At 71.4% G+C, this 16,652-nt stretch carries 15 protein-coding genes and 1 riboswitch; of the genes, 9 read left to right on the top strand and 6 right to left on the bottom strand.

Annotated features, from left to right (window positions below; genetic code table 11):
* The first annotated feature begins 5 nt into the window (after window positions 1–5).
* The 6 genes from AC3ANN_RS12545 to AC3ANN_RS12520 all read left to right on the top strand — a co-directional run bounded on the left by AC3ANN_RS12545 (window position 6) and on the right by AC3ANN_RS12520 (window position 5,666).
* Window positions 6–1,277, top strand: a complete 1,272-nt coding sequence (locus AC3ANN_RS12545; RefSeq protein ID WP_488337730.1) for an extracellular solute-binding protein — start codon at window positions 6–8, stop codon at window positions 1,275–1,277.
* An 88-nt stretch (window positions 1,278–1,365) separates the two neighbouring features.
* On the top strand, window positions 1,366–2,334 hold the full coding sequence (locus AC3ANN_RS12540) for a carbohydrate ABC transporter permease (protein WP_488337729.1): 969 nt from the start codon (window positions 1,366–1,368) through the stop codon (window positions 2,332–2,334).
* Window positions 2,331–3,170, top strand: coding sequence for a carbohydrate ABC transporter permease (locus AC3ANN_RS12535; protein WP_488337728.1), 840 nt, complete (start codon window positions 2,331–2,333; stop codon window positions 3,168–3,170). The genes AC3ANN_RS12540 and AC3ANN_RS12535 overlap by 4 nt, the downstream gene beginning before the upstream one ends.
* Window positions 3,171–3,213: 43 nt before the next feature.
* A complete protein-coding gene (locus AC3ANN_RS12530; RefSeq protein WP_488337727.1) occupies window positions 3,214–4,164 on the top strand; it encodes an ROK family protein in 951 nt (316 codons plus the stop codon).
* Window positions 4,157–4,936: a glucosamine-6-phosphate deaminase gene (locus AC3ANN_RS12525; protein WP_488337726.1), complete on the top strand. Its 780-nt coding sequence runs from the start codon at window positions 4,157–4,159 to the stop codon at window positions 4,934–4,936. Before AC3ANN_RS12530 ends, AC3ANN_RS12525 begins: the two co-directional genes overlap by 8 nt.
* Window positions 4,937–4,952: 16 nt before the next feature.
* Window positions 4,953–5,666 (top strand): hypothetical protein, encoded by a 714-nt coding sequence (locus AC3ANN_RS12520; RefSeq protein ID WP_488337725.1) that lies wholly within the window; start codon window positions 4,953–4,955, stop codon window positions 5,664–5,666.
* A gap of 15 nt (window positions 5,667–5,681) precedes the next feature.
* Here AC3ANN_RS12520 and AC3ANN_RS12515 read toward each other — a convergent pair whose 3' ends face one another.
* The 6 genes from AC3ANN_RS12515 to AC3ANN_RS12490 form a co-directional block, all read right to left on the bottom strand.
* The gene (locus AC3ANN_RS12515) at window positions 5,682–6,062 is read right to left on the bottom strand and encodes an NUDIX hydrolase (protein WP_488337724.1); all 381 of its coding nucleotides are present in this window, start codon (window positions 6,060–6,062) and stop codon (window positions 5,682–5,684) included.
* A 26-nt stretch (window positions 6,063–6,088) separates the two neighbouring features.
* A complete protein-coding gene (locus tag AC3ANN_RS12510) occupies window positions 6,089–7,477 on the bottom strand; it encodes an FAD-binding oxidoreductase (RefSeq protein WP_488337723.1) in 1,389 nt (462 codons plus the stop codon).
* Window positions 7,474–7,911 (bottom strand): YrdB family protein, encoded by a 438-nt coding sequence (locus tag AC3ANN_RS12505; RefSeq protein WP_488337722.1) that lies wholly within the window; start codon window positions 7,909–7,911, stop codon window positions 7,474–7,476. The genes AC3ANN_RS12510 and AC3ANN_RS12505 overlap by 4 nt, the downstream gene beginning before the upstream one ends.
* Window positions 7,912–7,990: 79 nt before the next feature.
* Window positions 7,991–9,889, bottom strand: a complete 1,899-nt coding sequence (locus tag AC3ANN_RS12500; protein WP_488337721.1) for a sigma-70 family RNA polymerase sigma factor — start codon at window positions 9,887–9,889, stop codon at window positions 7,991–7,993.
* A 328-nt stretch (window positions 9,890–10,217) separates the two neighbouring features.
* Window positions 10,218–11,351 carry an N-acetylglucosamine-6-phosphate deacetylase gene (gene nagA / locus AC3ANN_RS12495; protein ID WP_488337720.1) on the bottom strand — a complete coding sequence of 378 codons (1,134 nt, stop codon included), beginning with the start codon at window positions 11,349–11,351 and terminating at the stop codon, window positions 10,218–10,220.
* Entirely contained in the window at window positions 11,348–12,955 is a 1,608-nt protein-coding gene (locus tag AC3ANN_RS12490; RefSeq protein WP_488337719.1) for a beta-N-acetylhexosaminidase, read from the bottom strand. The genes nagA and AC3ANN_RS12490 overlap by 4 nt, the downstream gene beginning before the upstream one ends.
* 84 nt (window positions 12,956–13,039) lie before the next feature.
* Window positions 13,040–13,124: riboswitch (ZMP/ZTP riboswitch) on the top strand.
* A 36-nt stretch (window positions 13,125–13,160) separates the two neighbouring features.
* Between AC3ANN_RS12490 and glyA the strand changes: the two genes are divergently transcribed.
* From glyA to AC3ANN_RS12475, 3 genes are all read left to right on the top strand, one after another.
* On the top strand, window positions 13,161–14,435 hold the full coding sequence (glyA, locus tag AC3ANN_RS12485) for a serine hydroxymethyltransferase (RefSeq protein ID WP_488337718.1): 1,275 nt from the start codon (window positions 13,161–13,163) through the stop codon (window positions 14,433–14,435).
* 139 nt (window positions 14,436–14,574) lie between these two features.
* Window positions 14,575–15,456, top strand: coding sequence for a bifunctional methylenetetrahydrofolate dehydrogenase/methenyltetrahydrofolate cyclohydrolase (locus AC3ANN_RS12480; RefSeq protein WP_488337717.1), 882 nt, complete (start codon window positions 14,575–14,577; stop codon window positions 15,454–15,456).
* Window positions 15,457–15,508: 52 nt separating this feature from the next.
* On the top strand, window positions 15,509–16,597 hold the full coding sequence (locus AC3ANN_RS12475; RefSeq protein WP_488337716.1) for an alpha/beta fold hydrolase: 1,089 nt from the start codon (window positions 15,509–15,511) through the stop codon (window positions 16,595–16,597).
* Window positions 16,598–16,652 lie beyond the last annotated feature (55 nt).

Here is a 16,652-nt window from a genome sequence, read left to right as displayed (position 1 = left end):
GACAAATGAAGAAGACGCTTGGAGCTGTGGCGCTCCTGGGCGCATCGGCGCTTCTCCTCGCCGGCTGCGGCGGCAGCGGCGAAGGCTCGGGCTCGACCGACGCCGAGGGCGCGGAGATCCGCGTCTGGCTGGTCGGCACCGACACGCCCGAGGATGCCCGCACGTATCTCAAGGAGACGTTCGAGGAGGAGAACCCCGGCTCGACCCTCGTCATCGAGGAGCAGCAGTGGACCGGCCTCGTCGACAAGCTCACGACGAGCCTGTCGTCCAACGACAGCCCCGACATCGTCGAGATGGGCAACACGCAGGCCCCGGCGTTCACGTCGAGCGGCGCGCTGCTGAGCCTTCAGGACATCTACGAGGACCTCGGCGGCGACGACCTGCTTCCGGGCTTCGTGCAGGCGGGCACGTGGGATGACACCCTGTACGCCGCGCCGTACTACTCGGGCGCGCGTGTCGTGTTCTACAACACCGCGATGTACGAGCAGGCCGGCGTCTCGGTGCCGACGACGCTCGACGAATACGTCTCGAACGGCGTCGCGCTCGCGGGTGCGCTGCCGGGTGTCTCGGGCGTGTACTTCCCGGGCAAGGACTGGTACAACGCCCTCCCCTTCATCTGGGAGAACGGCGGCGAGATCGCCGTCCAGGACGGCGAGGAGTGGGACGCGCAGCTGTCGAGCGACGAGTCGCTCGCGGGCCTCGCGCAGGTGCAGGAGCTCATGACCAAGGCGTCCCTCGCCGCGAAGGACGGCGACGAGGCCGACGGCTGGGTGCCCTTCCGCACCGAGCAGTCCGCGACGTATTCGGCGCCGAGCTGGGCCTACTGGTCGATCGTGGCCGATGAGGACCAGCAGCCGACGGCCGTCGCCGAGACGACCGGCTACTTCGCCCTCCCGGGCATGGACGGCGGCGCCGCCCAGGTGTTCGCCGGGGGCTCGAACATCGGCATCGCGGCGAAGTCGGCGAACCCCGACCTCGCCAAGAGCGCTCTCGAGATCATGCTGAGCGACGAGTACCAGACGATCCTCGCCGAGAACGGCCTCGTGCCCGCACTCGTGTCGCTCGGCGGCGAGGTGGCCGCGGCGACGCCCGAGCTCGCGACCGTCATCGCTGAGGCGGCTGCCAACGCCAAGCTGACCCCCGCGTCACCCAACTGGGCCGACGTCGAGGCGCAGGGCATCATGCAGGACCTGTTCGTCAACATCGCGAACGGCGGCGACATCGCCGAGCTCGCCGCGGCTGCGGACGAGCAGATCGAGTCGATCCTCAACGGCTGATGCCGTACGACGGGGTGCCTCGCGACCGCGGGGCACCCCGTTCCATGCCCGACCGCATTCGACACACAATCTTGTAAGGAGGCGTGCGATGACGACGATTCCCGCCCAGGCGTCCGCGACACCCTCGCCACCGGCCCCCGAGCCCGCGCCGGAGGGCCCGCGCGCCAAGCGCCGCTTCTCGTGGGCGCCGCTGGCGCTCCTCGCGCCCGCGCTCATCATGCTCGTGGTCTTCATCGGCTGGCCGCTCGTGCAGCTGGTGATCATGTCGTTCCAGGAGTTCGGCCGCGCGCAGATCTTCGGAGCACCGCCAGAGTTCATCGGACTCGGCAACTACATCGACGTGCTCACCGACCCCGAGTTCTGGGCTGTCCTGGTGCGCAGCATCGCGCTGTGCGTCGTGAGCGTCATCGCCACGATGCTCCTGGGTGTCGCGATCGCCGTCATGATGACCAAGCTCGGCAAGGTCATGCGCACCGCACTGTCCAGCGCCCTGCTGCTGGCGTGGGCGATGCCCGCCCTGACCGCGACGATCGTGTGGGGCTGGATCTTCGACTCCGACTACGGCCTGGTCAACTGGGTGCTCACCCAGCTCACGGGCGAGAACTGGATGGGCAAGAGCTGGCTCATCGACCCGGTGAGCTTCTACGCGGTCGCCGCGATCATCATCACGTGGGGCGCCGTGCCGTTCGTGGCGTTCAGCACGTACGCGGCGCTCACCCAGGTGCCCGACGAGGTGCTGGAGGCGGCGTCGCTCGACGGCGCCGGCGGGTTCGCGCGCTTCCGGCTCATCGTCATGCCCTATCTCCGTTCGATCCTGCTGGTGCTGCTCATCCTCCAGGTCATCTGGGATCTCAAGGTCTTCGCGCAGATCTTCGCGCTGCAGTCGATCGGCGGGATCCGCGCCGACACGAACACGATCGGCGTCTACATCTACTCCGTCTCGATGGCGTCGGGTGATCTGGGCGCCGGTGGCGCGATCTCGGTCATCCTCGTGGTGATCCTCCTCGCCGTGTCGGGGTACTGGATCCGCGCCATGCTCAAGCAGGAGGAATCATGAACGCGCGTCCTCGCCGCCTTGTCTCGAGGATCCTCCTCAACGTCGCCGCGCTCATCGTGATCGTGGCATCCCTCTTCCCCGTCTACTGGATGGTGAACACGTCGCTGCTTCCCGCGTCGGCGGTGCAGACGCCCACGCCGCACTGGTGGCCCGACGAGTTCACGCTGAGCAACTACGGCGACGCCCTCAACGACGGGCTGGCGACCGCGCTGCTCAACTCGCTGGCCGTCACCGGGATCACTCTGGTGGCCGGGCTCTGCTTCGGGTTCCTGGGTGCGGTGGCGGTCTCGCGCTACCGCTTCCGGTCGCGCAAGGCTCTCATCGTCGCGATCCTCGTGCTCCAGATGATCCCCGCCGAGGCGATGATCGTCTCGGTGTTCCGCGTGCTCGACGGGTGGCACCTGCTCAACACGATCATCGGCCTGAGCTTCGTGAACATCGCACTCGTCCTGCCATTCGCGATGTGGTCGCTGCGCGGCTTCGTCAACGGTGTGCCGGCCGATCTCGAGGAAGCGGCGATGATCGACGGATGCAGCCGGGCCGGGGCCTTCTGGCGCATCACCTTCCCGCTGCTGGCGCCGGGTCTCATTGCCACAGGCGTGTTCGCGTTCATCCAGGCGTGGAACGAGTTCGTCTTCGCCCTGGTCATCATGACGCGGCCGGAGTCGCTCACGCTGCCGATCTGGCTGCGCGCGTTCGTGCAGGCCACGAGCGCCACGGACTGGGCCGTCGTGATGGCCGCGTCGACCATCATGGCGATCCCCGTCATCGCGTTCTTCCTGATCGTCCAGCACCGCATGACGAGCGGTATGGTGGCCGGGGCGGTCAAGGGCTGATGCGCGCGTCCCACGATGCCGCCTCTCGTAGGGAGGTCGGCCGATGAAGGTCGGGCTCGACGTCGGCGGTACGAAGATCGAGGCCGTCGCGATCGACGGCGACCTGCGCGTGCGCGGTCGCGTGCGCATCCCCACCGGGTGGGGGCCGGATGCCGTGACTCGCACCATCGTCGAGGCGGTCCGTGCGCTCGGCACAGACGCGGGCATCGATCTGGCCACCGTCCGCTCGGTCGGAGTCGGCATCCCGGGTCAGATCGAGGCCGGCAGCGGCCGGGTCGTGCACGCGGTGAACCTCGGGGTCGAGGAACTCGACCTCGTCGCCGCGGTCGAGCCGCGACTCGGCGTGCCGGTGCGGATCGAGAACGACGTCAAGGCGGCGGCCCTCGGTGCTTACGCTCTGCTGAGCGACGCGACCCGCCGCCCCCGCTCGATGGCGTTCCTCAACCTCGGCACGGGCATCGCAGCCGGCATCGTGTCGGAGGGTGTGCTGTGGCGCGGCGCACGCGGTACGGCGGGCGAGGTTGGGCACATCTCGGTCGACCCGAACGGTCCGCTGTGCCGCTGCGGTCAGCGGGGCTGCATCGAGGCCTTCGCGGGCGGCGGCGCGATCGCCGAGCGCTGGGCGCGCCGCAGCGCGCTGCCGGTGCGTGACGTGTTCGATGCCGCCGATGCGGGCGACGCCTCGGCGATCCAGCTGCGCGTGGGTCTCGCCCGGGGCGTGGCCGCGGCGGTCCGGGTGCTGGTGCTCACCGCCGACGTCGATATCGTGGTGCTCGGAGGGGGTGTGACGGCTCTGGGAGATCGGCTGATGACGGATGTCGCCGCCGAGCTGACGGCCAGTGCCGAGGCATCCCCGTTCATGCGCTCGCTGCGCCTGCGCGAGCGGGTCGAGCTGTTGCCGCCGGGTTCGCCGGCGGCGGCTCTCGGCGCCGCCCTCGTCGGTGCGGCGGGCGATGCCAGGCACGACACCGAGGAGGCCCTCATTCATGGCTGAGATCGTCATCGTCCGTGACAAGGAGGCTGCGGGCGCACTCGTCGCCGATCACATCGCGGCACTCGTGCGCGAGAACCCCGAGACGGTGCTCGGCCTGGCGACCGGGTCCACGCCGCTGCCGGTGTACGAGGCGCTGCGCCCGCGTCTCGAGGGTGTCGACGTGTCGCGCGTCCGCGGCTTCGCGCTCGACGAGTACGTCGGCATCGACCCGGCGCACCCCGAGAGCTACCGTTCGGTGATCACGCGCGAGGTGGTCGAGCCGCTCGGGCTGAACCCCGAGCTCATCCGCACGCCGGACGGCTCGGCCGAGGGCATCGAGCACCACGGCGAGGAGTACGAGGCGGCGATCCTCGACGCCGGCGGCATCGACCTGCAGATCCTCGGGATCGGCACCGACGGTCACATCGGCTTCAACGAGCCGGGCTCGTCGTTCGCGTCGCAGACTCGCGTGAAGACGCTGACCGAGCAGACCCGCCGCGACAACGCCCGGTTCTTCGACTCGATCGACGACGTGCCGATGCACTGCATCACGCAGGGTCTCGGCACGATCCTGCGCGCCCGCCATCTCGTGCTGCTCGCGTTCGGCGAGGGCAAGGCGGCGGCGGTCGCCGGCGCGGTCGAAGGCCCGGTGACAGCGTCTCTGCCGGGATCGGCGATCCAGCTCCACGTGCGCGCCACGGTGGTCGTCGACGAGGCCGCCGCGTCGAAGCTCGCCCGCGCCGACTACTACCGCTATGCGTACGAGAACAAGCCGGACTGGCAGGGCATCTGAGCCGTAGGCTGACGCCATGACGGTCCCCACGCCCCTTCCAGACGCCGCCGGCTCATCGCCGGGAGCCTCCGGAGGCGTGGGCCCCGTCTCGTCCACCGCTGCCCGTGACGCCCGGCTGGCGTGGATCATCGGCGGATCGCTGCTGACCGCCTACGCCGTGCTCATCCTCACGCTCAACGGCCTCCCCGGATCCGCGCCCGTCGGCAGCGACCTGGTGCTCGACGCGATCTGGGCTGTGGCGCTCGTCGTCTTCGCGGTGGGGTTCCGCCGCTCGGGGAGCGTGGTGGCGAGGCATCCGCTCGGAGTCGTCGCGCTCCTCGTCGCCGCTGCGGTTCCCCTGCTCACGCAGGTCCTGTTCGCCGTCCTTCCCTTCGACACGTCCGACCCGGTCCCGTCCGTCATGCTCGGGCAGACGCTCGCGGTCGTGTCGCTGGCGGCGCTCGTGGTGGGGGCACTCGTCATCGGCCGTGCGGGCGCCGTCCCGCACCGCTGGCGGTGGGTTCCGCTCATCGTGGTCGCCGTCGGGGCCGTGCCGCAGATTCTCGTGCTGGCCATCGCGGTCTCGGCCACCGATCCCTACGGCCAGATGGGCTGGGTGCTCGCCGGCCAGTGGTTCAGGCAGCTCGGCACGTTCCTGGTCCTGCTGCTCGGCATCCTCGCGATAGTCCTCGCCCCTCGCGAACAGCCCAGGGCCGACGAGACGGTTCAGGTCTATCCGCCGGCCGCCTGATCGCCGACCGCGGGGTCAGCGCCAGGCGTGCCGGATGAGGTGATTGCGGCTGAGCGGCGCGAGGGGAGTGCTGTCGACGTCGTCCTGGCCGATCCACCGGAGCTCGGCGATCTCAGCGGCCGCTGATGCCGCGCCCATCGCGACGCGCAGCAGGTAGGCGTCGGCGACTACGACGTGGCCCGGCTCGTTCGCGGCCGCATCCGTGAATCGCCCCAGCGGTTCGAAGTCCGACGGGGCCGCGACGATGCCGGTCTCTTCGGCGACCTCGCGCACCACGGCGTCGAGGGGCGTCTCACCGGGATCCGGCTTGCCGCCGGGCTGCTGGAACACCTCGGCGCCGTGCTTGCGCACCACGAGCGCGCGGCCGGATCCGTCGACCACGACTGCCGCACTCACCCGCACCTCCTTCACCCCGGCCTCGCTCATCGCGCGAAGACCTTGCCAGGGTTGAGGATGCCCTGCGGGTCGAAGACCCGCGTGATCTGCCGCTGCAGCTCCCACTGGTCCTCACCGAGCTCGTCGACGAGCCAGCGGCGCTTGAGCACGCCGACGCCGTGTTCGCCGGTGAGGGTTCCGCCCAGGCGCAGCGCCGCGCGGAAGAGGTCGTCGGCGGCTGCCCACACCTCGTCCGGGGCCTCGATCACGCCGAACTCGTCCGGCTCGGCGTGGAAGATGAAATTCGGGTGCAGGTTGCCGTCGCCGGCGTGAGCCACCGTCGGGATCACGATGCCGTGCTCTCGTTCGACGCGGGCGATCTCGTCGAACATCGCCGGAAGCGCGCTGCGCGGCACCGAGACATCCTCGATGAGTGCCGTGCCGAGCGACTCCATCGCGGGATGCATCGAACGCCGGATCGCCAGCAGGCGCTCGCCCTCTTCGCGGTCGCGCGATACGGCGACGGTGCCGCCGGCGGCGCGCAGCACCGCAGCGATCGCGTCCGCCTCGTCGGCCGCGGCCGGACCGTCGGTCTGGATCGTCAGCTGTGCGGCACCCGGCGTCGGCGGCTCCAGGGCCAGAAGCACGTGGACGGCCGCGAGGGACGCGGCATCCATCAGCTCCATGATCGCAGGCTGCGCCCCCGACGCGGTGACGGCGGCGGATGCTTCGGCCGCTGCGCGCACGTCGCGGAAGGTCGCGGCGATCGTGCACACCTCGCCGGGGACCAGCCGGCGCAGCTTCAGCGTCGCTCCGACGATCACCCCGAGTGTCCCCTCCGACCCGATCACGAGCGACGTCAGGTCGAGCCCGGTGACGCCCTTGACGGTGCGGTGGCCGAGCCGAAGGAGCCTGCCGTCGGCGAGCACGAGATCGACGCCCAGCACGGCGTCGCGCACGACCCCGTACTTCGCGCACAGCAATCCGCCGGCGCCGGTGGCGATGTTGCCGCCGACGGTCGAGATCGCACGGCTCGCGGGGTCGGGGGCCCACCACAGCCCGTGGGGGGCGAGCGCCGCGTTGAGGTCGGCGTTCAGGATGCCGGGCTCGACGACGGCCGTCAGGTCTTCCGGGCTCACCTCGAGGACGCGGTCCATCGCGCGCAGCGAGAGGGCGATCTCTCCGCGACCGGCGTTGGCTCCACCCGCGAGCCCGGTGCCGGCGCCCCGGGTCACGACGGGCGTGCCGGTCTCGCTCGCGATCCGGAGCGTCTGCTGCACGTCTTCGACGGAGCGGGCATGCACCACGACGATCGGCGCTCCGGCCGCAGCGTGCCCCGACTTGTCGGCTCGTGCCGCCGCGAGTGACTCCGGTGTGGTGTCGACCCGGTCGCCGAGGATCGCGCGCAGGCGCGCGAGGACGTCGTCCTCTCTCACGAGAGGCGCCGGCGACCGGCGACCGCCCCCACCGTGACCGCGACCACACCGAAGGCGAGTCCGATCCAGACGTTGCCCATGTTCCACCACGCCACGCTCGCCGACGCGTACACGAGGAGCTCGACGATCGCGCGGACGAAGGGGTGCACCGCGAACACCGCGCGCGGCGAGACGAACAGGGCCCACGCGAGGATCGCCGCGACCGGCGCGGCGATGCCGGCCGCGATGTTCCACGGGAACGGCCACATCGTGAACCCCCACAGGGCGAGCGTGGCGAACGCGAAGATCTCACACAGGAACGCGAGGACGTCGATCGCGGTCAGCGGTGCGCGGGTGCCGGGGACCGGTGCCGCAGCCTGCGACGAGGCCCCGCCCGTCGCGCCGGACGAGGTGCTGCTCGACTGCGAGGGCGTGACGTTCGGCGTGTCGGACATACCCCAAGTCTACGGCGGGACCTCCCGTGGAGTCGGGGCCTGCGCGGGGGTCGGCCGCCGGCGGGCGCGCGCGGAGGTGTCAGGTGCCGTCGCCGTCGGAGCCTTCGACGGGAGCGCCGCCCGCCCCGGACGGGACGCCGTGCGGGTGGCCGTGCCTGATCCCGGCCGCGCCGGCGGCAGCGGCTTCGGCGGCCGGAACCCCGCGGGGGCCGGGGCTCGTCGGAGCCTCGCCCGCGTCGCCGGGCGCTGCGCCCGTGCCCTTGCCGTTGTTCTCGTTGCCGTTGCCGTGAACGCCGCCGTTCCCGTTCCCCGTGCCGTTGCCCGGCGTGCCGTTGCCGTTCGCGCCGCCGTCGGCGGTGCCGCCGCCGTTGCCGTTCGCGGTGCCGTTGGTCGGACTGCCGTTTCCGGTCACGCCGCCGTTGCCCGGCGTGCCGTCGGTCCCGCGCCCGTTCCCGTTCCCGGTGATTCCGTTCTCGGTGCCGCGGTTGCCGGTGCCGCTGTTGTCGGTGCCGCCGTTCCCGGCGACGGCGCCCGCCGCGGGACTTGCTGCGCCGCTGCCGGTCGTTGTCTCGGCGCCCCCTTCGGCACCGCCCGTCGTGATGCCCTCGCCGCCCGCCTCCGGGCCTCTCCCGCCGCCCGTCGTGCCGTCGACCGCGGCCGGTATCGCGGGGATGTCGGCCGGGCCGGGCCCGACATCCGGCAGCACGCCGGCGGAGTCTTCTGCGGGTGACAGCGGTCCCGGGGTCGCGGGGACCGTATGGGACACGCTCGTGCGCTCGAGTTGCACGGGCCCCGGTGCGGTTTCGGGCAGGACGACGGCCGCCGCCACGACGCCGCCCACGACGACGAGACTCGCGGCGATGCCCGAGGCGGCGCCCGCGCTGGCGATAGCCGAGCCGCCCAGGGCAGCGATGGTCGCGGCAGAGGTCGCAAGCGTACCGGTTGCGGCGCCGGCCGACGCGGTGGCCGCCGAGGCTCCGGCAGCGCCCAGGCTCGCCCCTCCGGCGCTGGACGCGGCTCCGACGGCTCCAGAGGTCGTGGTCGCGGCGCCGGCCGCACCGGCGCCGGTCGCGCCCGCGCTCGCACCGCCGGCAGCGCCCTCGGTGACGGTCGGGAGCACGGTGACGGCTCCCTGCACGACGCCCGACGGCATCGCCGCGAGAGCCACGAGCGGCGCGCTCCCGCCCTGCACGGTCGCGAGGTACCCGGCGGCGCCGGTCGCGCCGAGCGCGAGGGGGAGCAGCACCAGCGCGAGCCGGCTCGAGACCTCCTTGGCCTCACTGGCGACGATCGCGCAGCGCACGCACTCGGCGAGATGGCGGTCGACCTTGGCATGGTCGCGGCGGCCGAGGTTGCGGCGTGTGTGGGCTCCGAGCCGCTCGATGGTCCACTGGCAGTCCGAGCCGTCGGCCACCGTGCGCAGATGCGCCTGGATCCAGGCCTCGCGCAGCCCTTCTCGCGCGCGGAAGGTGAGCTGGGCGACCGCGGTGGCCTTCATGCCGAGCAGGGGAGCGATCTCTGCCGGCTTCATGTGCTCGATCTCGGAGTACCAGAGCACCTCCTGCCAGCGCGTCGGCAAGCTGCGGAACGCCTGGTGGGTGAGCCCGCGGTCGAGGGCCGCCTCACTCGCGTGCTCCTGTGCGGCCGGGTCCGCCACGTCTTCGAGTTCGTCGTACGCGGCATCGCGCTGCGCGCGGCCCCAGGTCGCGGCGGTGTTGCGGATGCTCGCGAACAGGTAGGCGCGGAACGACCCGGTCGGCCCGCGGCCGGTGAGGATCGACTGGTAGATGCGGGTGTAGGCCTCCTGCACCAGGTCTTCGGCGTCGAGACTCGAGGTGACGTTGCGCGCGACGGTCACGCCTGCGCGATAGTGGCGCCGCCACAGCTCCCCGAACGCGCCGCGATCGCCGGATCTCGACCGCAGGACCAGATCGGCATCGCCGAGTCCGATCGGCTCGCACGCCTCGTCGTGGTCCATCGCGCCCCCAGGTGTCGGCGGTGGGCTCGGGCGGCTGGTGACCGCCCCCTGGCACGACGTCCCAGCGTCGCACGCGTCCATTGTCGTCGCCGGAGCGCGGTTTGACCAGGGGTCTCGTGACGAGCGCCGGGCCGCCGGCGAATCCGTTTCGCGAACTCGCGTAATAGTTGGAGCAGATCGTGGTCTCTCAGTCAGAAAGGCATGTCGCTCTCGTTTGGGGCACGGGCGATCGACAGCCGCCCGCGGTCCCGATCCGCGGGTCATGGCGGGGCCCGGAGGTATCTCGGGGGAGGGATCTCCGGCCCCGCCTTCTCTTGTTTCCGGCGTGTCAGGCCGGCGTGCCGGCGACCCACACGCGGCGCACCTCGAGCCTCTCGTTCAGCAGCACGGCGTCGGCGACGCCGCCCACGTCGAGCCGGCCGAGACCGGGGCGACCGATCGCGGCGGCCGGAATCGACGTCGCTGCGGCGATCGCGGCCGTGAGCGGCACCCCGGCCGAGACGACACTTCGCACGGCGGCGTCCTGCGTGAGAGTGGACCCCGCGATCGAGCCGCCGTCATCGAGGCGCGCGACGCCGTCCGACACGGTGACCGCCAGCCCGCCGAGCTCGTACCGGCCGTCGGGTGCACCGGCGGCGGCCATCGCATCGGTGATGAGGGCGATGCGCCCGCCGGCGGCGGCGAACAGCGTCGCGATGAGCCCCATGTCGACGTGGACGCCGTCGGCGATCACCTCGAGGGTGACGCGCTCGTCGCGGAGCGCGGCGACCACGGGCCCGGGGGCGCGGTGATGGATGCCGCGCATCCCGTTGAACGCGTGCGTGAGGACGGTCGCGCCGGCGTCGAACGCCCGGCGCGCGACCGCCGCATCGGCGTCGGTATGGCCGACCGCGACGACCACTCCGGCGTCGATGAAGCGGCGGATCGCGTCGTCCGCCCCTGGCAGTTCGGGGGCGAGGGTCACTTGGCGGATCGTGCCGCGCCCGGCTTCGAGCAGGCGGTCGACCGATGCCGCGTCCGGCGCGCGCAGGAGGCCCGCGGTGTGCGCACCCTTGTGGCCCGGGTCGAGGAACGGCCCCTCGAGGTGCGAGCCGAGGATGGTCGGGTCCGACGCGCAGGCCTCCGCAACCATCGCCGCCCGTGCCGCCATGGCGTCCAGCGACGCCGTCACGAGCGAGATGACGGCGCGCGTCGTGCCGTGGGCGAGATGCAGAGCCCGGCCGGCCCGCACGGCATCAGGGCCGTCGTCGAAGCTGGCGCCACCTCCGCCGTGCCCGTGGATGTCGACGAAGCCGGGGACGAGGCATCCGCCGCCGCCGTCGACGAGGTCGTCGGCCGCCGGGCGGTCGGCACCCGCGCCTGCTGCGGCCACTCGTCCGGCGTCGAACAGCACCCACGCATCGGAGCGGTCCGGAGGGACCGGAGCGCCGATGACGCGGACGGAGTGGACGAGCGTGCTCACTCGGTGGCCCACGGGATCTCGTCGGAAGGGTGGAAGCCGATGCCGAGACTCGTCCACAGCGGGCCGAGCGCGCCGACGCGCGAGCGGAACGAGTCCCACGTGCGCAGCTCGCTCGCGCCCGTCGCCGGCGACCAGGCCGCCTCGGCGGCCGCGGCGATGCGCGGGAACGCCATGAGGTCGATGTCGGCCGCGGTGCGGACCGTCTCGGTCCACAGCGGCGCTTCGACGCCGAGGATGTCGCTGTCGTCGATGCCGCCGATCACGTCCGACGGCTCCCACGAGTACGCGCGCTCGACGCTCGTCGGGCCGTTCGCCCACGTGAGACCGAGCTCAGGACCCGACGGATACTGCATGTCGAGGTAGACCGCGTCCGCGGGGGAGAGGATCAGTTGCGAGCCGTTGGCGACGAACGCGCGGGCCCGGTCGTCCATGCCGCCGGTGGGAGTGACGAAGCCCCAGTACTGCCCGACGGTGGTGTCGGCGATGTCCGGCGCCGCGCCCGCCTCGTGCCAGGCCACCGGCGTCTTGCCGAGATCGGCGATGATGGCGCTCGCGCGGGCGATGAACGCCGCGAAGTCCTCGTCGGTCGTGCTGAGCGACTCGTCGCCGCCGAGGTGCAGGTACGGGCCGGGGGTCATCGCCGCGAGCTCGCCGAACACGTCGGCGATGAAGTCGTAGGTCGCCTCATCGTCGATCTTCAGCGACGAGAACCCCACGGCGAGCCCCTGGTACGGCACTCCGGGCGCCGGTTCACCGCCGCCGTAGGCGCGGATGATCTCGCGCATGTGGTCGTCGATGCTCGGCGGCTCGGCCAGCTCCGGGTAGGCCAGCCCGACGGCGTGCGTGTGTCCGGGCATGTCGATCTCGGGCACGACGATCATGTGGTGCGCCGCCGCGTACGCGACGATCTCGCGGTAGTCCTCCTTCGTGTAGAACCCGCCGGGATCGCCGCCGATCGAAGTGCCGCTCGCGAGCTCCGTGAGTTCCGGTCGCGAATCGAGCTGGATGCGCCATCCCTGGTCGTCGGTGAGGTGCAGGTGCAGCGCATTGAGCTTCAATGTCGCTGCGCGGTCGATGTAGCCCTTGACGGTGTCGACGGAATGGAAGTGGCGCGCGACGTCGAGCATCACGCCGCGGTACGCGAACCTCGGGGCGTCGGCGACGGTGACAGCGGGGACGATCCACTCGCCGCCGTCGCGGGTGACGAGCTGACCCAGCGTGTGCACGCCGTAGAACAGGCCCGCTTCGTCGGCGCCGGTGACGACGACGGATGCCGCGTCCACCGCGACGCGATACGACTCCGCTCCGCCCGCAGCCGGGTCGAGACGCAGCCGGATCGCCGCGGCGTCGCCCTCGGCCGGACTCAGGCCGGTGCGTGCCTCGAGCAGCGCGACGAGCGCGGCGGCGGCATCCGGTTCACCCGTCACGGCGATGTCGCCGCTCAGTCGGAACGGCTCGCCCTGCCCGTACTCGATCGAGGCGGGGGCGGGGACGATGGCGGGGAGCGACACAGTGTCTCCATTCTGGGCCGTCGGAGTGCAGCCGGCGAGCAGCGCGGCGATGACGATGGCTGTCGCAGCAGCCCGTCCTCGGCGACGGATCATGTAAAGAGTCCTAACAAAAGGGTTCGGCTCAGCCTAGCAGGGCGCGATCGCGCGCTGCGAGAGGGCCGCGGCATCGGTTATGCTCGGGAATGTCGCGACTGGCGTTGAGGTGGGTCACCACCGGGGAGCGACCGACAACGGCATTCGACCGCGCGCCTGGGCCGATGCGGGACAACCAACCGAAGCCGTCGTCAAGGAGATCGCCATGACCGATCAGTACTTCAATGCCCCTCTCTCCGAGGTCGATCCCGAGATCGCCCAGGTCCTCGACCGTGAGCTCGAGCGCCAGCGCGGCTATCTCGAGATGATCGCCTCCGAGAACTTCGTGCCCGTCTCGGTGCTGCAGTCGCAGGGCTCGGTCCTCACCAACAAGTACGCCGAGGGCTACCCCGGCCGTCGCTACTACGGCGGGTGCGAAGAGGTCGACGTCGCCGAGGAGCTCGCCATCCTGCGCGCCAAGGCGCTGTTCGGCGCCGAGTTCGCGAACGTGCAGCCGCACTCCGGCGCCACCGCGAACGCGGCGGTGCTGCACGCGATCGCGCGCCCGGGCGACACGCTGCTCGGCCTGTCCCTCGACCAGGGCGGCCACCTCACCCACGGCATGAAGATCAACTTCTCGGGCCGCCTTTACGACATCGTGGCGTACGGGGTCGACCCCGAGACCTCGACGATCGACATGGACGAAGTGGCGCGGCTCGCGCGCGAGCACCAGCCGAAGGTCATCATCGCCGGCTGGTCGGCCTACCCGCGCCAGCTCGACTTCGCGCGCTTCCGCGCGATCGCCGACGAGGTGGGCGCATACCTGTGGGTCGACATGGCCCACTTCGCCGGGCTCGTGGCGGCCGGCCTGCACCCGAACCCGGTCCCGCACGCGCACGTCGTCTCGTCGACCGTGCACAAGACGATCGGCGGTCCGCGCTCGGGCTTCATCCTCACCAACGACGCCGACATCGCCAAGAAGATCAACACCGCGGTGTTCCCCGGCCAGCAGGGCGGTCCGCTCATGCACGTGATCGCCGCGAAGGCGACCGCCTTCAAGCTCGCCGGCACGCCCGAGTTCAAGGAGCGCCAGGAGCGCGTGCTCCGCGGCGCGCACATCATCGCCGAGCGGCTGTCGCAGCAGGACGTGACGGATGCCGGAATCTCGGTCCGCTCGGGCGGCACCGATGTGCACCTCGTGCTGGTCGACCTCCGCAACGCCGAGATCGACGGCAAGCAGGCCGAAGACCTCCTGCACGAGATCCACATCACGGTCAACCGCAACGCGGTGCCGAACGACCCGCGTCCGCCGATGGTGACCTCCGGCCTGCGCATCGGCACGCCCGCCCTCGCAACGCGCGGCTTCGGCGACGCCGAGTTCACGGAGGTCGCCGACGTCATCGCGCTCGCGCTGCAGCCCGGCGCCGACGTGGCGGCACTGCGCACGCGCGTGGCCGCGCTGACCGCCGCGTTCCCGCTGTACCCCGGGCTCCGCCACTGAGCGGAAACCCCGCCCCACCGCAGCGGCATATCCGCGAGACTGCAACGGGACGTCGAGTCCGCCGTCCGCGACTGCCGTCTGGGCCCCCGGACGATGTCTCGCCGATGAGGCGCATCGAGTCAGTGAAGAGGAGACACGCATGACCGCACACACGCTCGACGGACGCGCCGCGGCAGCCGAGATCAAGGAGGAGCTGCGGGAGCGCGTCGCCGCCCTCCGCGAAAAGGGGATCGTGCCCGGTATCGCGACGGTGCTCGTCGGCGCCGACCCGGCGTCCCAGCTGTACGTCGGAATGAAGCACCGCGAATCCGAGGCCATCGGCATGAACTCGATCCAGCGCGAGCTGCCGGCCGACGCCACCCAGGCCGAGGTGGAGGCGCTGATCGACGAGCTCAACGCCGACCCCGCGTGCCACGGGTACATCGTGCAGCTGCCGCTGCCGAAGCACCTCGACACCGATGCGATCCTCGAGCGCATCGACCCCGCGAAGGACGCGGACGGCCTGCACCCGACCAACCTGGGCCGCCTCGTGCTGAACGTCAACGCGCCGATCACGACGCCGCTTCCGTGCACGCCCCGAGGCGTCATCGAGCTGCTGCTGCGCAACGACTACGACCTGAAGGGCAAGGATGTCGTCGTCGTGGGCCGCGGCGTCACCATCGGCCGCTCGATCGGGCTGCTGCTGACGCGCCGCGAGATCAACGCGACCGTGACCCTCACCCACACCGGCACCGCGGACCTGCCGCATCACCTGCGCCAGGCCGACGTCATCGTGGCGGCAGCAGGGGTCAAGCACATCGTGCGCGCCGAGGACGTCAAGCCCGGCGCAGCGGTGCTCGACGTCGGAGTCACGCGAGAGAGCGATCCCGAGACCGGCAAGTCGAAGGTCCACGGCGATGTGCACCCCGATGTGGCCGAGGTCGCCGGGTACCTGTCACCGAACCCGGGAGGCGTCGGCCCGATGACGGTGGCGCTGCTGATGACGAACGTCGTCGAGGCCGCCGAGCGCGCCGCGGGCTGATCGTGCCGCCGACCCGGGTGTGCGCGCGGCCCGGGGCTCCTATGATGTCGCCGTGGAGGCGATCAGAGCCGACGTGGTGCAGGACATCCACTTCGCGCGCTCGGCCGACGGGGTCGGGATCGCCTACGCCGTGCACGGGTCCGGGCCGCCCCTGCTGATCGACGCCTGCTGGCTCAGCCATCTGCAGTTCGACTGGGAGAGCCCGGTCTGGCGCCACTACCTCGTCGAGCTCGGCAGGATCGCGACCGTCATCCGGTACGACGAGCGCGGCCACGGGCTCTCTGATCGGGGCGTCACGGACCACAGCCTGGAGGCGCGTGTCGCCGACCTGGAGGCGGTCGTGGCCGATGCAGGTCTCGACCGCTTCGCGCTCCTGGCGATGGCGCAGGGCGGGCCGGTGGCCATCGAGTTCGCAGCCCGGCACCCCGAGCGCCTCACGCGCCTCGTGTTCTACGGAAGCTACTCCGGCGCGCAGGCGGCCGCGACCCCTGAAGAGCTCGAGTTGCTCGCCGCGTTCGAGGCGCTGATCAAGGTGGGGTGGGCGCGACCGACGTCGGAGTTCCGCCGGGTGTTCAGCAGCATGATGATCCCCGGTGGCACAGAAGAGCAGATGCAGTGGCTGGATGACCTGCAGCGGCGCGCGTGCGACACCGAGACGGCCGTCCTCGCGCGCACACAGCGGCAGGTCACCGACTCGACGTGGCGACTGCCCGAGCTCGACCTGCCGACGCTCGTCATCCACAGCCGGGGCGATCAGATGAACGAGTTCCACCACGCGCGGCACCTCGCCGCGAACATCAAGGGCGCGCGCCTGATCGCACTCGACAGCAACAACCACATCGTCCTCGCTGACGAACCCGCCTGGCAGGTCTTCCTGCACGAGGTCACGGAGTTCCTCCGACCGGATCGAGAGCTCGCCGCAGCGGGGATCCCCGAGGACGTCGCCGCTTTGGTCTCGCCCCGCGAGCTCGACATCCTCCGGCTCGCTGCGGCGGGATACGACAACGACGCGATCGCGGCGCACCTGTTCCTCTCGGTGCGCACCGTCGAGCGCCACCTGCAGAATGCGTATGCGAAGCTCGGGCTGAGCGGCCGGACGGCGCGCACGGCGGCTGTCGCCCGGCTGCTCTCGGGCCGCTGACGACTACGCGTCAGCCGTCATCGGGCGCCCATGGCGTGCGCCCGATTGCGCGTCG

The organism is Microbacterium sp. STRO-2N (assembly GCF_057747775.1).
The sequence above is the reverse complement of the archived record's forward strand: the minus strand, read 5'-3'. Positions and strand labels throughout refer to the sequence as shown.